General features: G+C 65.7%; 20 protein-coding genes and 1 riboswitch. Of the genes, 12 read left to right on the forward strand and 8 right to left on the reverse strand.

The features are described from left to right. Positions 1-251: 251 nt before the first annotated feature. Positions 252-872, forward strand: coding sequence for a hypothetical protein (locus ACQR3T_RS14275; protein WP_428693844.1), 621 nt, complete (start codon positions 252-254; stop codon positions 870-872). Positions 873-931: 59 nt separating this feature from the next. Next, positions 932-1,126 carry a hypothetical protein gene (locus tag ACQR3T_RS14280; RefSeq protein ID WP_032380113.1) on the forward strand — a complete coding sequence of 65 codons (195 nt, stop codon included), beginning with the start codon at positions 932-934 and terminating at the stop codon, positions 1,124-1,126. A 206-nt stretch (positions 1,127-1,332) separates the two neighbouring features. On the opposite strand, the gene ACQR3T_RS14285 is transcribed toward ACQR3T_RS14280, so the two are convergent. Together ACQR3T_RS14285 and ACQR3T_RS14290 are read right to left on the reverse strand one after the other, a co-directional pair. Beyond that, complete coding sequence (locus ACQR3T_RS14285; RefSeq protein WP_155293417.1) at positions 1,333-2,670, reverse strand: M1 family metallopeptidase; 1,338 nt, start codon at positions 2,668-2,670, stop codon at positions 1,333-1,335. Between the two features lie 2 nt (positions 2,671-2,672). Then, a complete protein-coding gene (locus ACQR3T_RS14290; protein WP_080730716.1) occupies positions 2,673-6,614 on the reverse strand; it encodes a Pls/PosA family non-ribosomal peptide synthetase in 3,942 nt (1,313 codons plus the stop codon). 196 nt (positions 6,615-6,810) lie between these two features. Then, a riboswitch (SAM riboswitch) is annotated at positions 6,811-6,926 on the forward strand. Positions 6,927-6,979: 53 nt separating this feature from the next. Between ACQR3T_RS14290 and ACQR3T_RS14295 the strand changes: the two genes are divergently transcribed. From ACQR3T_RS14295 to ACQR3T_RS14305, 3 genes are read left to right on the forward strand one after another with little or no spacing between them, the layout of a single operon-like run. Next, a complete protein-coding gene (locus ACQR3T_RS14295) occupies positions 6,980-8,311 on the forward strand; it encodes an aminotransferase class V-fold PLP-dependent enzyme (protein WP_032380114.1) in 1,332 nt (443 codons plus the stop codon). Between the two features lie 9 nt (positions 8,312-8,320). Next, positions 8,321-8,449, forward strand: coding sequence for a hypothetical protein (locus tag ACQR3T_RS14300; RefSeq protein ID WP_254925613.1), 129 nt, complete (start codon positions 8,321-8,323; stop codon positions 8,447-8,449). Positions 8,450-8,466: 17 nt separating this feature from the next. Next, positions 8,467-8,970 (forward strand): hypothetical protein, encoded by a 504-nt coding sequence (locus tag ACQR3T_RS14305; RefSeq protein ID WP_032380115.1) that lies wholly within the window; start codon positions 8,467-8,469, stop codon positions 8,968-8,970. A 30-nt stretch (positions 8,971-9,000) separates the two neighbouring features. On the opposite strand, the gene ACQR3T_RS14310 is transcribed toward ACQR3T_RS14305, so the two are convergent. The 3 genes from ACQR3T_RS14310 to ACQR3T_RS14320 are packed head-to-tail and all read right to left on the reverse strand — an operon-like array spanning position 9,001 to position 11,476. After that, a complete protein-coding gene (locus tag ACQR3T_RS14310) occupies positions 9,001-9,474 on the reverse strand; it encodes a YbaK/EbsC family protein (RefSeq protein ID WP_428693845.1) in 474 nt (157 codons plus the stop codon). A gap of 27 nt (positions 9,475-9,501) precedes the next feature. Then, on the reverse strand, positions 9,502-10,467 hold the full coding sequence (alc, locus tag ACQR3T_RS14315) for an allantoicase (RefSeq protein ID WP_032380117.1): 966 nt from the start codon (positions 10,465-10,467) through the stop codon (positions 9,502-9,504). 4 nt (positions 10,468-10,471) lie between these two features. Continuing rightward, entirely contained in the window at positions 10,472-11,476 is a 1,005-nt protein-coding gene (locus ACQR3T_RS14320; protein ID WP_428693846.1) for a hypothetical protein, read from the reverse strand. A gap of 152 nt (positions 11,477-11,628) precedes the next feature. On the opposite strand from ACQR3T_RS14320, the gene ACQR3T_RS14325 reads away from it, so the two are divergent. Next, positions 11,629-12,207: a TetR/AcrR family transcriptional regulator gene (locus tag ACQR3T_RS14325; RefSeq protein WP_428693847.1), complete on the forward strand. Its 579-nt coding sequence runs from the start codon at positions 11,629-11,631 to the stop codon at positions 12,205-12,207. 28 nt (positions 12,208-12,235) lie between these two features. Further along, positions 12,236-12,460, forward strand: coding sequence for a DUF6480 family protein (locus ACQR3T_RS14330; protein WP_032380119.1), 225 nt, complete (start codon positions 12,236-12,238; stop codon positions 12,458-12,460). A 21-nt stretch (positions 12,461-12,481) separates the two neighbouring features. On the opposite strand, the gene ACQR3T_RS14335 is transcribed toward ACQR3T_RS14330, so the two are convergent. Next, entirely contained in the window at positions 12,482-12,979 is a 498-nt protein-coding gene (locus ACQR3T_RS14335; protein WP_428693848.1) for a 2-oxo-4-hydroxy-4-carboxy-5-ureidoimidazoline decarboxylase, read from the reverse strand. A gap of 119 nt (positions 12,980-13,098) precedes the next feature. Here ACQR3T_RS14335 and ACQR3T_RS14340 point away from each other — a divergent pair, with 119 nt between their 5' ends. From ACQR3T_RS14340 to ACQR3T_RS14350, 3 genes are all read left to right on the forward strand, one after another. After that, positions 13,099-13,926 (forward strand): crotonase/enoyl-CoA hydratase family protein, encoded by an 828-nt coding sequence (locus ACQR3T_RS14340; protein ID WP_032380121.1) that lies wholly within the window; start codon positions 13,099-13,101, stop codon positions 13,924-13,926. A 1-nt stretch (position 13,927) separates the two neighbouring features. Further along, positions 13,928-14,392: a MarR family winged helix-turn-helix transcriptional regulator gene (locus tag ACQR3T_RS14345; protein ID WP_428693849.1), complete on the forward strand. Its 465-nt coding sequence runs from the start codon at positions 13,928-13,930 to the stop codon at positions 14,390-14,392. A gap of 126 nt (positions 14,393-14,518) precedes the next feature. Continuing rightward, the gene (locus ACQR3T_RS14350; protein ID WP_428693850.1) at positions 14,519-15,595 is read left to right on the forward strand and encodes a GGDEF domain-containing protein; all 1,077 of its coding nucleotides are present in this window, start codon (positions 14,519-14,521) and stop codon (positions 15,593-15,595) included. A 37-nt stretch (positions 15,596-15,632) separates the two neighbouring features. On the opposite strand, the gene ACQR3T_RS14355 is transcribed toward ACQR3T_RS14350, so the two are convergent. Together ACQR3T_RS14355 and ACQR3T_RS14360 are read right to left on the reverse strand one after the other, a co-directional pair. Beyond that, a complete protein-coding gene (locus ACQR3T_RS14355; protein WP_032380123.1) occupies positions 15,633-16,091 on the reverse strand; it encodes a PAS domain-containing protein in 459 nt (152 codons plus the stop codon). A gap of 63 nt (positions 16,092-16,154) precedes the next feature. Further along, positions 16,155-16,646 (reverse strand): inorganic diphosphatase, encoded by a 492-nt coding sequence (locus ACQR3T_RS14360; protein WP_032380124.1) that lies wholly within the window; start codon positions 16,644-16,646, stop codon positions 16,155-16,157. Positions 16,647-16,789: 143 nt separating this feature from the next. On the opposite strand from ACQR3T_RS14360, the gene dacB reads away from it, so the two are divergent. Then, the gene (gene dacB / locus ACQR3T_RS14365; RefSeq protein WP_032380125.1) at positions 16,790-18,193 is read left to right on the forward strand and encodes a D-alanyl-D-alanine carboxypeptidase/D-alanyl-D-alanine endopeptidase; all 1,404 of its coding nucleotides are present in this window, start codon (positions 16,790-16,792) and stop codon (positions 18,191-18,193) included. Continuing rightward, positions 18,178-19,275 carry a zinc-dependent metalloprotease gene (locus ACQR3T_RS14370; protein WP_428693851.1) on the forward strand — a complete coding sequence of 366 codons (1,098 nt, stop codon included), beginning with the start codon at positions 18,178-18,180 and terminating at the stop codon, positions 19,273-19,275. The genes dacB and ACQR3T_RS14370 overlap by 16 nt, the downstream gene beginning before the upstream one ends. The last annotated feature ends 4 nt before the right edge of the window (positions 19,276-19,279 follow it).

Below are 19,279 nucleotides of genomic sequence, written 5' to 3' on the forward strand. Positions count from 1 at the left end.
AGGGCTGTGGGTGGTGTTGTCGCGCCAGGCTTCCCCCCGCCCCCCTCCGTGATTTTTTTTTTCTCTCTGCGCACCCACCCACCCCCCCCCCCCCCACGACGGGGGTCAGGACCGCTGACGCGTTGCGATTTGCGTTCGTCGCTGGCGGGTCATCACCGCCGCACCGACAATTCCCGCTGCGACGAGGACCACACCTGCGGCGTTACTGGTGGGTGCGCGCCGACCGGTTCGGCTCTAGGATCAGCGGCATCATGCTGCAGTCCGCGCGCACTGTCCCGCCGCACCGAGTGCCTTCGACGGCGGCGCTCGCGGCTGCAACCGCGTGGAACCGACGCGAGGCGTACTGGTTTCTGATCGCCGTGATCGTGCCGGCTGCCTGCTGGTCGAGGTATCCCGCTCTGGTGCCGTACATGTTCGCGATCGTGCTGCTCGGGGCGCTGGTGCTTCGCTGCAGACGGATCGGTCAGTGGATGTCGATGCTGCGATGGGGAGTGATCGCAGACGTCGAGACCGTGGACACGGCACTGCGCGGTGATCACAACCTTCGGCTCGCGCACGCGACCGGCTGGAACGTCCAACGACGTTGGTACACAGGGGTTGTCACCGAGTCTGCGGTGCGGTATCGAGTCGGGGACTCGTGCGGTCACCTGTTCGTTCGGGGACTGCCGTTCACCACCGGGGTGGTGCTCGCGCACTCGAAGCAACCGGCCGCAGCGATGGTCATCAGCGACTTCCCCTGCGATCTGCAACTGGACGGCAAGGGACGCTGGGCGGCGTCGTTCCCGCAAGGCTTCTGGCGACAGGCGTTGGCGACGGTCGCGCTGTACGGCTACGCGATTGCTGGGTTGACGGTGTCGCTCGGGTATCGCTGACGCAGCCGGTGCGGTGGGTACCGTGGAGCGGGTACATCCCGCGTACGACGGGAGCGAACATGAAATACAACTACTCCGGACCGTGGCCGATTTTTGCAGTGCTGGGCGTCATCGTGTTCTGGGTGCTGTTTCAGGTTGTCGCACTCGATGCGAGTGTCGGCCGTGCGATCGCGTCGCCGATCAATCTTTTCGCGTTGCTGTCAGCGAGCTTCTCGACCATCGGCTTCGCGCAGAAGCGCCGTCGGCGAGTCTGACGACAGTCGGTCGGATGGCCACGACCTCGGTCTTACTCTGTCGCCGGTCCGGGGCGTATTGCGGATCGCAAAGCTTCGCCATCTCGGAGTCTTCGCAAACGCGCGCGCATTCGTCAGACGCGCGCATCGTCGTTGACTATTCCGGGCGGTTTTGGCAATCGCGCGCGCATTTGCGGAAGTCGGGGAGACGGGCAGCGGGCAGGAAACTACGGCAGCGACGGAAGTTGCGTGTCCACCAGCCATGCGTCCCACAGACTTCGGGGGCAACCGAAGCGGGAGGCGAGGTCGGTGAAGTCGGCGGTCGCCACGGTGGAGTAGCGGTACTTGGAGGTCCATTCCTGGATCAGTCCGAAGAAACGCTCGTCGCCGATGGTGCGTCGTACTGCATGCAGTGCCAGGGCACCGCGCTTGTAGACACGATCGTCGAAGATGCGCTCGGGCCCAGGATCGGTGAGCTGCAGATCCATGGCCAGACCACGCTGAATGGTGTGCGCTCGCTTGGCCTTGTCGTGAGCTGTTGCGCCGCCGGAGTTCTCGGCCCAGATCCACTCCGAGTAACACGCGAATCCCTCGTGCAGCCAGATGTCGGCCCACTTGCCGAGGGTCAGCGAATTGCCGAACCACTGGTGCGCCAACTCGTGCGCCACCAGACGCTCGTAGTACCGGGAACCCGAACAGTGATTGGCCCCGAAGATAGACAGCCCCTGTGCCTCGATCGGAATCTCGAGATCGTCGTCGGTCACCACCACGGTGTACGACGCGAAAGGGTAAGGGCCGTACAGCCGTACGAAAGTGTCCATCATCTGCGGTTGACGGCCGAAATCGTGGTCGAACTGTGCGCGCAGTCGCGGGGGAGTGATCGCCTTCATCGGCACCGGACCCGGGCTGACGATGCGATGCTCGTACGGACCGATCTGGATGGTCGCGAGATACGTGGCCATCGGCTCGGGCTGCTCGTACACCCACGTGGTTCGGCTGGCGCGAGTTTGCTTGCGCACCAACGTTCCGTTGGCCACCGCGTAGTACGGCGAATCGGTGGTGATGGTGATGCCGTAGCTGGCCTTGGAAACCGGATGATCGTCACACGGAAACCACGACGCAGCACCGTTCGGCTGACTTGCGACGATCGATCCCTCGGTGAGCTCTTCCCAGCCGACCTCACCCCACAAACCGTTGATGGGCTTGGGAGTTCCGCCGTACGTCACCGTCACCACCAACGCCGCACCCGAGGCGATCGGCTTGGCGGGCGTGATCTTCAACTTGCCGCGTTGATGGGTGAACTTCACCGAACGCGAACCGTTGACCGATACCTTCGACACGTTCATCGCCGGGCCGAGATCGAACGCGAACTTCGACACCGTCGCAGTGGTGACCGCCGTGATCTTCGCCTTGCCCGTCAACCGGTTGCTCTCCACCTTGTACTCGAGGTCGAGCTCGTAGCGTGAGACGCGGTAGCCGCGGTTGCCGTTCTGCGGAAGATACGTGTCGATCGGGTTGTCGCTGGAATCGACGTCGAACACCGGTGCCACCAATCTGCCTCCCACGATCACCCCTCGTTTCGGTCGTCGCGAATACGCGGAAAGGGATCACCCTTGGCCCACGGCGCGATCGGATTGCCTTGCCAACGAGTATGCGCGGGAACCGTATCGCCGCGCATCACCAGGGAGGCAGGCCCCACCGTCGCACCTTCACCTATACCCGAAGCGGGCAATGCGACACAGTGCGGTCCCAAAGTTGCGCCTGCGCCGAGATCGACAGTGTCCATGGACATGATCCGATCATGGAACAGGTGCGTCTGCACAACGCACCCTCGGTTGACCGTCGCACCGTCGGCCAACGTCACCAGATCGGCCTCCGGCAGCCAGTACGTCTCACACCAGACACCGCGGCCGATGTCCGCGCCGAGCCACCGCAGCCACATGTTCAGGACGGCGGTGCCCTCGGCTGCGCGCGCGAACCACGGCGCAGCGACGGTCTCGACGAACGTGTCGGCCACCTCGTTGCGCCACACGAACGAACTCCACAGCGGGTGGTCGGTCTTGCCGATCCGGCCCACCCACAACCACTTCGCCAACGCCGACACTGCCGCAGCCACGAAACCGGCGACGAGCAGCACGACACCACTGAGCAGCGCAGCCAACCAGTAGCCGACGGAGTCGGCGATGGCGGTGAGCCCGAACAGCACCCCGAGCCCGATGCCGAACGTCACGACGACAGGAATCAACCGGCAGGTCTCGACGAGTGCACGGGCGATCTTCAACTTCCTGGGCGGATCGAACGTGCGCGACGAGTCCGCGCTACCGGCAGCCCGACGCAATCGCACCGGTGGGCTGCCGAGCCACGACGAGCCCGACTTCGCCTTGTCCGGGGTCGCCGACAGCACCGCGACCAAGCCGTTCTTCGGAACGGTTCGTCCTGGCCCGGTCATACCGGAGTTACCGAGAAACGCCCGCTTGCCCACTTTGGCGTCGCCCAGATGCATCCAGCCGCCGCCGAGTTCGTAGCTGGCGACCATGGTGTCGTCGGCCAGAAACGCGCCGTCGGCGACGGTGGTGAACTTGGGGATCATCAGCACGGTCGACGCTTCGACGTCCTTTCCGATCTTCGCACCGAGGAGTCGGAGCCAGTGCGGCGTCAGCAACGATGCGTAGAGCGGAAAGAGGAACGTGCGCGCCGAGTCCATCAACCGTTCGGTGGCCCAGACCTGCCAGCCGATACGGCTGCGCACGGGGTGGTATCCGCCGACGAGTCCGATGCTGAGCAACCGCACCGCGACAACGGTGATCAGTGCGAACACCGCCAGCGACACCAGAGTGGCGACGGGCAACATCACCAATCCACGTTGGAAGGCGTCGAGCACGGAGTCGGCCGTGTGAATCCACCAGCCCATGAGCACCAGGCTGACACCGATGGAGAACAGTGCCATGCCCGAGAGGAACAGGGATGCGACGCCGTACGCGAACACCCAATGGGTCGCGCGCGGAGGTGTCTCGGCGGGCCACGGATGATCGGCCTTGCCGACCTTCTGCGCAGGCGAACCGGACCACATCTGCCCGGCCTTCACTCGTCCGACGACGGCAGAGCCGGCGGTGACGACCGCGTTCTTGCCGACCTTGGTTCCGGGCAGAAGTGTCGAGCGGGCACCGACGGTGGCCCCGGCACCGATCTCGATGCCGCCGATGTAGACGAGATCGCCGTCGATCCAGTGCCCGGACAGATCCACCTCGGGCTCGATGGAACAGCCGTCGCCCAGCTCGAGCATGCCGGTGACCGGCGGCAGCGTATGCAGGTCGACGCCTTTGCCGATCTTCGATCCGAGAGCGCGCGCGTAATAGACCATCCACGGCGCACCCGAAAGATTGGAGGCACCGCTGGCATCGGTCAATCGTGTTGCCGCCCAAAGTCTTATGTGCATGCTCCCGCCGCGCTTGTATGCACCGGGTTTCAACCCGGCCAACAGGACGCGAGATCCGATCACCGAAATTGCCATCCGCCCGACCGGCGTGATGAACAGGACGAATGCGAGCAGAATCCACCACCACGACAGCGTCGGAGCCCACGACACGTCGCCGAACCACGACATGACGTTGAACAGCAACCCCAGCCAGGTGACCCACTGCAACCCGGTCAAGGTGGTCAACGGAACCGTCGCCAGAATCTGCGCCCATTGGGCGGTGCGCGAAGTGGGGGCGACCTCACGCGGAACGGCCTCGACGACCGGCTTCAGGTCGTCGAGATACAGTGCGAGCGAACCCAATCGGGGATGGTCGTACAACTGCGCGACGGTGACCTCGGGGAACCGCTCACGCAATGCCGTCACCAGCTGCGCGGCCGAGAGCGATCCGCCGCCGTTGGCGAAGAAATCGGCGTTCTCGTCCGATACCTGAGCACCGAGGATGTTGGTCCACAGCTGCGCCACCCACCCCGCCGTGCCGCCGAGCGCCGACGCACCCGCCGAGCCGGGCAGTGGCCACGGCAGAGCATTGCGGTCGACTTTGCCCGAGGTGCGCGTGGGCATCTCGTCGACCAACGCGAGGCGCGGTACGAGCGCCGACGGAAGCTGCTCGGCCAACAGTGTTCGGGCGGCCTCGAGATCGAAATCGGGGTCGGTGCTGGCGAGATAGCCGACCAGAACCGAGTTTCCCGCACCGGTCTTGCGCACGGCCGCAGCAGCACCGCTGACACCCGGAAGTGCTTGCAGCGCATTGTCTATCTCGCCGAGTTCGATGCGTCGACCACCGAGCTTGATCTGATCGTCGGCGCGGCCCTGAAAGAGCAGGCCTTCGAGCTCGAGCTTGACCAGATCGCCGCTCCGATACGCCCGCTCCCATCCGAGTGAGGGCATGGGCGCGTACTTCTCGGCGTCCTTGGCCGGATCGAGATACCGCGCCAGTCCGACGCCGCCGATGACGAGTTCTCCGATGTCACCGACCTGTACCGGAGCGCCCGACGCGTCGACCACAGCCAGGTCCCACCCGTCCAACGGCAATCCGATGCGGACGGGACCCTTCCCGTCCATGATGGCCGCGCACGCGACGACCGTTGCTTCGGTGGGGCCGTAGGTGTTCCAGACCTCGCGGCCCTCGACGGCGAGTCGCTCGGCCAGCTCCGGGGGGCATGCTTCACCGCCGAAGATGAGCAGCCGCACCGCCTCCAGTGCGACCGCGGGCCACAGCGACGCGAGGGTCGGCACCGTCGAGACGACACTGATGTCGCGGGAGACGAGCCACGGACCGAGATCGAAACCGGACCGCACCAGCGAACGCGGCGCGGGCACGAGGCACGCACCGTGTCGCCACGCCAACCACATCTCCTCGCACGACGCGTCGAACGCCACCGACAGGCCGGCGAGCACGCGGTCGCCGGGGCCCAGTGGATCCTTCTGCAGAAACATGCGCGCCTCGGCGTCGACGAACGCCGCCGCGTTGCGATGACTGACCGCAACGCCCTTGGGTGTGCCGGTGGAACCCGAGGTGAAGATGACCCATGCATCGTCCTCGGGAGTGGGTGGCACAGCGCTGTGTTCGGGTTCGTCCTGGGGGATGTCCTGCTTGGGGGCAGTGCCGGCCGCGATACCGCCTGCGGTGACGATGGCCGTCACCTTGGCCTCCCCGAAGACCAGCTCGGCGCGCTCTTCGGGGTCGTCCGCGTCGACCGGAACGTAGGCAGCACCGGCCGCAAGGATGGACAGAATGGCCACGTAGAGCGAAAAGGAACCCGACGGCATGCGGATGCCGACGCGATCGCCGCGCCGGACGCCGGCATCGGCGAGCCACTTGGCGCCCTCGGCGATGTCGTCCAACAATTCGGAGTAGCTGACCGACACGGCACCGTCGTCGATGGCGGGGGCGTCGGGAAAACGATGGGCGGTGTCGCGGAGAACGTCGATGAGCGTCCGGGCGGGAGGAGCGAGAGACGAGCGAAGAAACGCCGCCGGTGCAGGCGCGATGTCCGCGCTCGAACCCGGCAGATCGTTCTCTTGATGCACAGACAACCGGGCGTCCTTATCGATTCGTTGGCAAGTGACTCTGTGGTGCTGGTGAGCAGCAGCGCCGTTGGTTATCTCACGTTCTGTTTGCCAGCAGGTGAACGAGCGCGCGTTCCCACCGCGGAAATCCTACTGCTGCACACGTGTGAGTCCCGGGTTGACAAAACCGCAGCGGGTTTGCAAAGGTTCTGTCCACGGTCACGAGTACCAGCATCAAGCCCCGGCTAGCTGGTCGGCAACCCTCCTTCGCGGTGGGGTGCTCCGGGTGACGACCAGGCTGTTGCCGGAAAACCGGCGCGGCAAGCGCGGACTCGTTCACGAACTCTTCGGTTGCGGGTCCCTCGAACGTGAGGGCTTGATCTGTCATGACATCTGTACTTTCCCGCCCCTGTGCTCCTTTTGCCCCTGTTTCGGGCACGGATCTGCAGGTACCCCTGGTGCAGGGTGGCACGTGCACCTACGCCAACTTCGACTACGCGGCCAGCGCGCCGGCCCTGGCGGCAGTGACCGATCGGATCGCCGAACTGCTGCCGTTCTACTCGAGCGTGCATCGAGGTGCCGGCTACGCCTCGCGCGTCTCGACGGCTGCCTACGAGAAGGCTCGGGTGACCGTCGCCGATTTTGTTGGTGGGCAGAAGGATTCGGTGGTGGTGTTCACGCGGAACACCACCGACTCGCTCAATCTGCTGGCCGCGTGTGTGCCGGGCGACACCGTGGTGCTCGATATCGAGCACCACGCGAACCTGCTTCCGTGGCGTGATCGCCGCGTCGTGGTGGCCGCGTCGACACTTGCCGAGACCATCGACCGTCTCGACGCCGAGCTGGCCGTGAAACCTGCTGCACTGCTGGCGATCACGGGTGCATCGAACGTCACCGGCGAGGTTCTTCCCATTGCGGAACTCGCAGCTCTGGCACATCGGCACGGCGCGCGGATCGCGGTCGACGGCGCTCAGCTGGTTCCGCATCGCCGCATCGACATCGCTGCCCTCGGCGTGGACTACCTCGCCTTCTCCGGGCACAAGCTGTACGCACCGTTCGGTGCGGGAGTGCTTGTGGGCGAACGTGATTGGCTCGACGCCGGTGAGCCTCACCTGGCCGGTGGCGGCGCGGTACGCAGCGTGAGCATCGACCACACGGAGTGGGCCCCAGCACCTCAGCGGCACGAGGCAGGCACTCCCAACGTGCTCGGAGTTGCCGCACTGGCTGCAGCCTGTGAGGCCATCGCGGGATTCGACGACGCCGAGCTGCAGGCACACGAGCACGAATTGTCGTCCCGGCTGCGGGCCGGCCTGGCTGCCCTGGACGGCGTCGAACTACTGCAGGTGTGGGCCGACGCGCCCGACACCGTCGGCATCGTCACCTTCACGGTGGCCGGACTCGACCCGGGTGAGGTGGCTGCGTATCTCTCGGCCGAGCACGGCATCGGCGTGCGGGACGGAAAGTTCTGCGCGCATCCACTGCTCCGCAGGCTGGGCCATGCGGACGGCGCGGTTCGAGCCAGCATCGGCCTCGGCAGTTCCTCGGCCGATGTGGATCGTCTCGTCGACGCACTCGCCGCCCTGGTGGAGTCCGGGCCGAACTGGCACTACGAAGAGGACGGCGGCTGGTGGAACCCCGTGCCGGACCCTCGACCCTTTCCGGGCCTGGTCGACGGGGCCGCCGGGGTTGGATCCCCGTGCACCCCGTCGGACGGTTAGCATGGCGTCATGACCGTGAGTGTCGCGTGGCTGGGCAACCGCCACTGGTGCAACAGATACGTGGATCTGTGCCGCACTGCGTCCGGCTCGTGTTCGATTTCGGCTCCGCTCCGACCGAATGCGTTCTCCGACTTCTAGAATCAGGACCACCACTCATGTCGCACAACCACACTCGCGTCGCTGTCGAATTCGATGCGATCTGGTCCGAACTGACCGTGGCTCCGGACGCGGACATCGTCCGAATCCAGGCCTCCGACCTGCGGGAAGCGCAGCAGCAACGCGCGCGGCTACGCGCCGAAGCCGTCGAGCGCGGCGAGTCGGCCGACAGCACGGCTGTGTTCCTCGACCTCGAGATCCACATCGCGGCCGATGCTCGGACGGCTCGTCGCGAGTTCGCCGGACTGGACGCGCCGATCAGCCCGTCGTCGATCCGCTACGTCGGCACACCGTCGGGATTGGCCAGTCTGATCTCCGACGTCACCGCGGCCGACGTCGCCGACGGGGTGACGTTGCAGGTCCACGACGATGTGAATCGGCAGTCGACATTCCTGAGTTCCGGGGTGCTGCCGCTGCTCGGATCGCGCGGCACTCGGTTCGACGTCGATGCCGTCGACGAAGTCCTCGGAGCATCGCGCATCGCCCCGACCCTCGCATCCTGAGGTCTCGCGTCTTCAGGGCGTCGGCGGGGGTCAGGTGACGTCGATCGCCAAGCCCGCGGTGATCCGCAACAACTCGGCGTACGTCGACCGAAAGATCGTGTTGGTGTGGCCGGCCGCGGCCCACACCTCGGCGTGAGCGGCCAGATCCTGGTCGACGAAAGTGTCCAGGTTCGTGGGGTGGCCGACCGGTGCGATACCACCGATCGGCTGTCCGGTCGCGTGTTTGGCCGTGTCGAGATCGGCCCGTGCCAACCTGCCACCGAGACGCTCACCGGTGTGCTCGAGATGAACATTGTGCGCTCCGGACACGAGCAACAGCACCGGCTCGTCGTCGAGCAGAAACACCATCGACTTCACGATCGCACCCACCTCGACACCCAGTGCCGCAGCGGCATCGGCGGCAGTGTGGGTGCCCTCCGGACTGTTCACCACCACTCCGTGATGACCACGTGAAATCAGAGTGTCGGCCACATGGGCTGCATTCGGATGAAGTAGCCGGGACATGAACCAACCCTATTGCCCCGGAGCCTTTCAGGCAGAGGTGACGAGATCACCGAACAGTCTCAATCGCGCCATCCCACCGTCGGGGAAGATGTCCATCCGAACCTCCGAGACCGGAGTCTCGTGGTCGAGTACGAAGCGATGCCGGGTGTCGGGCTGCAATGTCGTTCTCGGCAACAGCTCGATCCATTCGCCGTCACCGAGCCGTCCGCGCAACGATGCGGCACCCGGCGCATTGCCGAGGAAGCACGTGGTGTCGAGCTCGGCGAGGCGGACGAGTCCGGTGCCCGCCAGTTGCACCTGGACCCAGTCGTTCGCATCGTTGCGTCGACGTGAGGTCTCCCAGCCCTCACCCATCGACCGCGGAGGACCGGGGAACAGCAGATTGTTGGGGGAGCTGTAGAACATGTTGGAGCATGCCGAGACGTAGGCACCGTTCTCGAGTGCGGCCAGGTCGACCGGCCCGGCCGCGAGGAACTTGGGGTCGGGCTTGCCGCGGCCGAGGACTCGCAGGCGAGCAACTCCGCCATCGGGATAGATCGACAGCTTCACGTGCGTCCACCGAGCGTCGGAGGCGACCTGGAATCTGTTCTCGCTGTCACCGTTGACCGGACTACGGGCGACGATGGTGGTCCACTCGGTCTGCGTGCGTAGCTCGTCCGGGGAGGCAAACCCCTCGACCTCGGCGGCCTCGATCGAGATCTCCGGCGGGTAGTTGCCGGTGAACCACGAGGTGTCGACGACGATCGCTGATACGACGCCGGGTGCCCCGAGACGCACGATGGCCTCGTCGTATCCGGCCTCGCGGCGCCGACGCGTCTCCCAACCGTCGTAGATCTGGCCCTTGTGTCCGAACGTCGCCGTCGAATAGTCGGCTTTGCCCGGACTGACGAGATTCTCCTTCTCCGCGAACGTCTCGTCGTTCGCCCACACCACTGCCCCTCCGAGAGTGCGGACGGCGAGATCTGGCAGTGGCAGGGGGAAGGTGGCAGTCATGGGATCACACTTTACTGGTCTCGCGTGAGCTCACCGGGTGGTGTGCCCGCCGACGCCGCAGTGCCGCGGCACCCAGGAGCGCCGTACCGGCCAGGACGTAGAGCGCAAGTCCGAGTGCCGGCTGCCCCAGCCCGGTGCCGGAGAAGTACACGATGCTCCGCACGCCCTCGGTGCCGATGCCCGGGGTGATCCAGCGCCCGATCGAGGCGTAGAGCGACGGCAGCACATCGGCTCCGAATGCTCCTCCCGCGCTCGGGTTTCCGAGGATCACGAACAGTACGATCGCGGCAGGCACCGCAGCGACGCCGATCAGTGCGCGCAGACCCATGGTGACCAGTCCGGTGGCGAAGACCACGCCGGTGCCCAGCAGGGTGAGTGGGAACCAATGGCCGGCAAAGGTTTCCAGAACGTGGGTGGTGAGAAACGCTCCGAGCGCTCCGGAAGCGAGGGAGTACACCGCGAGAATGCCGACGTGTATGTAGGTTTCGCGGCGCGAGGACGGTGCCCCGATCAGCAGTCCGAATGCCGCGGCCAGAAGGTAGCCGCCGACGACCCAGCCGACCGAGAGGTAGAAACCGGACAACCCTCGGTTGTCGTGGACCCCGACCGGGATCTCGTCACGAACCACGAACTGGCGGCCCTGCGCGGCGTCCAACTCGGTGAAGATCGATTGCAACGCGGTGGCCTCGGAACTGCCTGCCGCACTGGCAGTGATGAGCGTGTCCGTTCCGTTCGCGCCGACGACATAGGCCCCGATGATGTCGCGGTCGCGGAGCAGCGAGCGAACCTCGGCGGTGTCGACTGCGGTGCGTGCGTCGAGCGGCGCACCGTCGATGGCGTCCAGACGATCGGCGGTCTGCTGATCGAGTCCTTCCGGGAGGCCTGCTTCGGTCACCACCGCGATCGGGATCGCGTGCGGCGTCGGCTGATGGAACGCCGAGACGTAGCTGAGGATGAAGCCGAGCTGTAGCACCAGGACTGCGGCGGCGAGCAATGACATCTTGCGCATGGGTGAACTCCTGAACCGTGTGAAATCTGCGGGGTCGATTCCCGTGAGTCTTGTCGATACCCGAGGTATTCAATACTCTAGGTATCGTGATTGCCGATGAGCAAGAAAAGTGGGGGTCGACACAGTCTCAGCGACGACCGCAGCGTGCCGACGTGCGAGACCGATTGCTCGCCGCCGCTGCCGACGAGTTCACCGAAAAAGGTTATGCAGCAGCGAAACTCACTGATATCGCGGACCGCGCCGGCTTCACCAAGGGTGCCGTGTACTCGAACTTCGAGTCCAAGCAGGCGCTGTTCGCCGAGTTGCTCGCCAAACGCTCACTCGACCTCGCGGCCCGCGTGCTGGCCCACATCTCCGATCTGGACTCCGGTGCCGCAGCAGGAGCAGGCGGCAACGAGATCGCCTCGTGGGTGGTCGGCGAACCTCGCTGGCCGCTGCTCACCGTCGAGTTCGGAATCCTGGCCGGACGCGACCCGGCCGTCGCCGAGCGCTACCGCACCGACCGTCGAGCGCTGCGGCGTGAGCTCGAACGTCTCATCGCCGAACGCGCGGACCAGTGGGGCGTGGGCGACAAGTTCGATGCCCGACGCGTCGCGACGTCACTGACGGCCTTGATCTCCGGATTGGCCGTCGAACATTCGGTGGATCCGGAGGACATCGACGAGGGAATCATCGCCGACGCGGTGTCCGAACTGTTCGCCGGAGCGATAGCTAGGGCACATCTCGATTGAGGGTGACCGCACCGGGTAACCACGCAAGATGAATGCTCAGAATCCGGATCCGGACGTCACCGCAGGACTCGAAGCGGGTGGCGGCGTCACCCCAGGAGACACCCCGCCCGCCGAGACAGGTATCGGCGGACCCAACCACGAACCGCCGCAGCGCAGCCGAGTGATGCCGATCGTGATCATCTGCGTGGTCGCATTGTTGGCCATTTTGATCGCCGGTGGATTGATCGGTCGCGTCGTCGGCCTGTTCGGCTGATCCCGGACCTGTCTCGGGCGGTCAGTACGGGGGCCACCCACCCTCGGGGCCGAGAAGTCGGTTCAGTCGAATGTGGTTGATCTCCGCGAGCTCGTTGCGCATGATCTTGCGCTCGGTGCGGTCGTCGTTGTCGAGTCGGTGACCCAGATCCACCAGGATCTCGCGTGGCTCGAACCCCTCGGGTCCGAACATCACACTGGCCACGTACGGAAATCCGAAGCGTTCGTCATAGGCGCGAGCAGCGGTTCTCAGCGCTCCTCGCGTGTTCGCGTCCATGGCGGCGCACACTTTGCCGGGCTCCGGAAGATTCGCGGCGAGCGAATCGACGTCCTGGTCCGACAACTCGGCCAGTTCGGCATCGGCGGCGGAGAACAGGTCGGCGCGGGAGCGATAGCTGCGGCCGTCGGCCACCCGTGAAGCCCACGCCACCGAGCAGCAGCACTCGTACAGTGCGTGCACCGCTTTGCGACGCGGCAGGTCGTTGAACGTTTCCAGTCCCAATCCCTGGTGCATCAGCATGTGTCGATAGTGGGCCGACTGCGCCGGATGTACCAGAGCTGAGCAGGGACTTAGCGCAGACGTTACGCGCCGTAACATGCGGTGCGGCAATCTCAGGCGATCCCGCTAGGCTCGCACGCATGACGGAACGTACCTGGAAAGCCTTCTCTGTCGAGATCGCGGACCACATCGCGCAAGTGACACTTCTCGGGCCCGGCAAGGGCAACGCAATGGGCCCCGACTTCTGGAGCGAGAGCACCGAGCTGTTCGCGCAGCTCGACGCGGATCCCGAGGTTCGGGCAGTGGTGCTCGCCGGCTCCGGCAAGAACTTCACCTACGGACTGGATCTGGCCGCGATGGCAGGCACGTTCGGTCCTCTCATGGCAGACAAGGCGCTGGCCGGTCCTCGAACGTCCTTCCACGACACCATCAAGACGATGCAGAAGGCGATCAACGCCGTCGCAGACTGTCGCAAGCCCGTCGTCGCAGCGATCCAAGGCTGGTGCATCGGCGGTGGAGTCGACCTCATCACCGCCGCCGACGTGCGATACGCCAGCGCCGACGCGAAGTTCAGCGTGCGCGAGGTGCGGGTCGCGATCGTCGCCGACATGGGTTCTCTGGCCCGGCTCCCCGCGATCATCGGCGACGGCCACCTGCGTGAGCTCGCGTTGACCGGCAAAGACATCGACGCGGCCCGCGCCGAGAAGATCGGCCTGGTCAACGACGTGTTCGAGGACCACGATGCCACCCTCGCCGCCGCCCGTGAATGCGCGGCGGCCATCGCCGCCAACCCGCCGCTGGTGGTGCAAGGCATCAAGACCGTACTGGACCACTCCCGGTCCTCCAGCGTCGACGACTCGCTGCGGTACGTGGCGGCCTGGAACGCCGCCTTCCTCGCCTCGCACGATCTCACCGAGGCGATCACCTCCGTGTTCGAGAAGCGGCCGGCTCAGTTCACCGGTAGCTGACGTGGTCGAGTTCGCCGAGGAGTTGGGCACCCAGCTGGTTCGATTGCAGCGCCTACGCGAGCGCAACATCGCGCAGATCTCGTCGTCGGGTGGTGTCGAAGGTGCCGCCTACGTCTGTCTGTTCCGGCTCTTGCGTGACGGGCCCATGAGGTCCAGTGAGCTTGCCGCCATGGTGAATTCGGATCCGTCGACGGTGAGCAGGCAGGTGGCTCAGCTCGTCGAACTGGGTCACGTCGAGCGGCTGCCCGACGAACGGGACGGTCGGGCCTTCGTCCTCGCGGTGACGCAGTCGGGCCAGGAAGTTGCCGCGGCGATTCAGCAACGCCGAACCGAGGCGCTCGGGCGAGTCATCGAGAAATGGGACAGGGACGACAGATCGGCGCTGGTCGGGCTGTTGGATCGATTCTTGACCGATTACGAAACCGTCAGGCCGGACCAACCCGATCAGCGCACGGGTAACGTCTGAGCCGCGAGGAACCTGAACAGCGTGGGATCTCGAGTTCGTCCCGTACTCGTGATCCCAGCGACGATCGGGACGCAGGCGATGCCTTACCCGGACGCTCGAACTGCCCGAACGGACGGAGGGAATGTGGTGCCAACCGATCACGACGGGCCTCCCCAGTCCTCCGACCGGGGACCAGGATCGGCTTCGGTTCGGCTCGAACGCCGCGTTGCGAGAGGAATCGCAGTTCTCGTTCCGTCGTTCGGGTTGATCGGCTCGATCATCATGCTGTCCGGCGACGGCCCGGTCGGCGCGACGGCCGTCGTGATCTGCATGATCGTGCTCCTCTCCACCCTGCCGGTGGGAGCGTGGTGGTGGCTGCGCTCCGTCGACGCGTCGCACATGCCCGGGTGGTTCGTGATCTACGCCGACGTGGGCGTGTCCGTGATGTTGCTGACCTTCGACGACCGGGATCTTGCCTTGTACGGCGCAGCCCTGTTCTCGGTGATCGGCACCTACATCGCCTACTTCTCCCGGCGCAACGTGCTCAAATTCCACACCGCATTCGTCAACGCCGTGATTCTTCTGCTCGCCGTGTTGGCCGTCGTCGAGCAGCCGGGCGATCCCGCGTCGATCGTCGCGCGGGCACTGGTGACGGTGTTGGTGGTCAACTCGGTGCTGGCGTTCAGAGCCGTCATTCAGCGCCAACTCGACCTCGCCAATACGGACTCCCTGACAGGCCTGCTCAACAGACGGGGTCTGGAATTGCGACTCGACCGAATGATGGCTCGATTGACGGAGGAGCAGTCGGCGGCGCTGATGGTGGTCGATCTCGATCAGTTCAAGCTGGTCAACGACACCTATGGTCACGCCGTGGGCGACCGGGTCCTGCGCCGAACGGCCCGCCGCCTCACCGCCGCGACGGGTAGACGGCCCTGCGTGGCGCGCACCGGGGGCGAGGAGTTCACGATCGCGGTACCGGTCTGCGGCGACTCGGCCGACCACCTCGCAGACGATATTCGCGAGGCAGTGCACGACGCGAGTGACGACGTGCCGGTCACGGTCAGCATCGGTGTCGCGGTACTCGATGCCGCTCGGTGGCGAGCGGCCGTGTCCTCGTACGCCGCAGCCGAGCTGGTGCGCAACGTGCTGCTCGATGCCGACACGGCAATGTACGAGTCGAAGCACGCGGGTGGAAACAGAACGACGGTGTATGCCGGCGATTGATCAGCCGGCACACACCGTCACTCGTTCGGGGAGAACGTCAGCGCAAGGCGCTCTTGGGGTCGTTCCACAACTGGTCCGTGAAATCCTCGAGCGCGACGAGAACGATGGTGTCCTCGGTGCGGCGCAGGATCGACTTGCTGGCGCGTACCTGAACGACGTCACCGGTCTTGTCGGTCATCCGCCACAGCGAATCCGCGCGGGTGGCCACCGTCGTCAAAAACATGTCGGCGACGTTGACCCCCTCCGGTGCCCGGTCGGGAAAGATGTCGTGCAGGTGGAAGTCCACGCGTTCGGTGCGGTCGAGACCGAACAGATCGTCGAAGGCCTCGTTTGCGAACACGATCGCACCGCTGGGATCGACAGCGAGGATCGGCACCGGAATTCGGTCGAGAACGACCGTCACCGGCAGATCGGGGAACTGCGTCGGATCCGAGATGGCCCGCGAGTCGAGATTGCGCCGATCACCGGCGGCGCCGTTGGAACTGCTGTCGGTCATAGGTCTCCCCAAACTGTGTTTCGTCGGCGCTCGGCCGAGACGAAGTGTGTAGTGCCGAAACGATCAGTGACCCGGATTGTCCGTCAAGCGCTTGAACGATGCGGCGATTTCGGCCTCTGCCTCTGCGCGCCCCACCCAGTCTGCCCCGGTGACGTGCTTGTTGGGTTCGAGATCCTTGTAATGGACGAAGAAATGCTTGATCGCGTCGAGTTCGAACGTCGATACGTCGCTCAGATCCTGGATGTGATCCCAGCGGGTGTCACCTGCAGGCACGCACAACACCTTGTCGTCGCCGCCCGCCTCGTCGACCATTTTGAACATCGCGACAGGCCGCGCCTCGACGATGACACCCGGGTAGACCGACTCGGGCAGCAGCACCAGTGCGTCCAGCGGATCGCCGTCCTCGCCGAGCGTGTTCTCGATGAAACCGTAATCGGCTGGATACGCCATCGCGGTGTAGAGGTAGCGGTCGAGGCGCACACGTCCGGTGACGTGGTCGACCTCGTACTTGTTGCGCTGCCCCTTGGGGATCTCGATGGTGACGTCGAACGGCACGTGCAGTCCTTACTGTCTTCGTCGAGCCGGAGGGGCCCGAGCGGTTACGAATGCGAAAGATGGTGGCGGCGCAAGGCTACCGGACCCGAGGATACTGTTGACTGGACGATCATGGGTACGACCACGGCAATGACGGAGGAACGGTGGCGGGGCTGACACGGCGGTTCCTCGGTCCTACAGCGGGCCGGCGGCGCAGGAAGAAGCGGTTGATCCTGACGCTGTGCGCGGTGTTCGTGGTGATCCTTGCCGTGACCACCGCCGCGCTCGTGCTCCCGTCGGTGTCCGACGGTGCCGAGACCGCGATCGCGCCGCCGCCCGACACCGTGCTGCCGAACCCGAAGATCACTGCCTTTCCCGAGTCCGCACCGTCGCCCAGCTCGGCGGGGCTGGCCGGCGCACTGGCCGGCGTGGTGGACGATTCCGATCTCGGCACCTTCACCGGAACCGTCGCCGACGCACAGACCGGCCAGGTTCTGTGGTCCCGGAACCCCGATGCGCCGATGACTCCGGCCTCGACGACCAAGGTGCTCACCGCGGCCGCCGCGATGCTCGCGCTCCCGGCCGATCACCGCGTCACCACTCGCGTCGTCCAGGGCAGCGGCGAAGGAAACATCGTGCTGATCGCGGGCGGAGACCCCACGCTCACCGCACTGCCGGTCGGCACCGTCGGGTTCTATCCAGGCGCGGCCCGCATCGACGATCTCGTGGAGCAGATCCGCCGCAGCGGAACGACGGTACGGAGCATCAGCGTCGATACCTCGATCTACTCCGGCGACACCATGGCGCAGGGCTGGTTTCCAGCCGACATCGCCGCCGGTTCCATCACCCCGATCGAACCGATCATGCTCGACGGCGGACGGTCCGATCCGCTCGTCGACGAGTCTCCCCGCAGCACAACTCCGGCGCTCGACGCGGGCCGCGCGCTGGCGGCAGGACTGGGCGTCGATCCGGCGGCGGTGACGACGGGTACGGCCGCCGAGGGTGCCGATCAGCTCGCGTCGGTGCAGTCCGCCCCGCTGCGAAACCGCTTGCAGCAGATGATCTATCGCTCCGACAACGTCCTCGCCGAGGCGGTCGGACGCGAACTCTCGATCGACATGAACACGGCGGCAAGCTTTTCCGGCGCGGTGGCGGCCATCGGACAGACTCTCTACACGGCGGGTTTCGATATGGCCGGGTTGGCTCTGGAGGATGCCAGTGGGCTGTCGGTGGACGGCAAGATTCCGGCCCGACTGCTGGATCAGGTGCTGACCTCGGCCGCCGGATCCGAACAGCCGACGTTGCGTCCGATGCTCGACTACCTGCCCGTCGCCGGTGCCACCGGAACGTTGTCGGATCGGTATGCCTCGGGGGATCGAACCGGAGCGGGTTGGGTGCGGGCCAAGACCGGAACCCTCTCCAATGCAAGCGCTCTCGCGGGATACGTCGTCGATGTCGACGGCCGTGTGCTGACCTTCGCGCTGATGTCGAACGACCGGCCACCCGAGGTCAGTCGCCCCGCCCTCGATGCCGTGGCATCGACCTTGAGATTGTGTGGTTGCCAGTGAAGTCAGCAGCAGCGGCGAGTGCCGACGAGAACGAGAGCACGTCCGGGTTCGCCGGTGCGGTCGATTGGTCGGTGGCCGCCAAAGCCGGGGCAAAGCTGGCCCGGCCGGGTCCGGCCACCTCGCGCTACACCGCCGAGGCGGCCGTGGAAGAGCTTGCCGCCGCATCGATTCGAGCCGAGGGGCCGGTTCGTGAGACCACCGGTCTGGCCGACGGACTCCCGGTGCCCGACGCACAGGTGGTCGATCGAGCAGGCTGGATCGCCGCGGCCGCGTCGTCGATGAAGCACCTCACCGGGGATGACGACGACACGCCACCGTCGGGGCTCCTCGGCGGAAAACCCGCAGGACTTCAGGCGGGCGCGATGCTGGCTTTTCTCTCCAGTGCCATTCTGGGACAGTACGATCCGTTCACCGGGGAGAACGGAACGTTGCTGCTGGTCGCACCGAACGTGATTGCCGTCGAACGGGCACTGCGCGTCTCGCCCAGCGACTTTCGCCTGTGGGTGTGCCTGCACGAAGTGACGCACCGAGTGCAGTTCTCCTCCGCGCCGTGGCTCGGCGGCTACATGCGCGAGAACGTGGGGGTGCTCTCCGACGGCACCGACGAGCCACTCTCGGACGTCGCCAATCGTTTGACCGGTGCGTTGAAGGCCCGCAAGAATCCGAGCGGAACGACAAAATCGGAGGACGCAGGCATCGTCGGCCTGCTGCGTGCCACCCAACCCCAGCCGCAGCGCGACGCCATCGATCGGCTCCTGGTGCTCGGTACTTTGCTCGAAGGCCACGCCGACCACGTGATGGACGCCGTCGGGCCGGCCGTCGTGCCGACCGTGACGCAGATTCGCGGTGCATTCGACCAGCGGCGGCGACGCAAGGTCAACCCGCTCCAACGCGTCGTCCGGGCGTTGCTGGGAATGGACGCGAAGATGGCGCAGTACGTCCGCGGCAAGGCATTCGTCGATCACGTCGTCGCCGCGGTGGGAATGGAACGCTTCAACACCGTGTGGACGGGCCCCGACACGCTGCCGCTGCTGTCGGAAATCGAGGACCCGGACGCGTGGATCGCGCGAGTTCTGGGCTAGTGGT

It is taken from the genome of Rhodococcus sp. IEGM1428 (assembly GCF_050321865.1).
Lineage (GTDB): Bacteria > Actinomycetota > Actinomycetes > Mycobacteriales > Mycobacteriaceae > Rhodococcoides.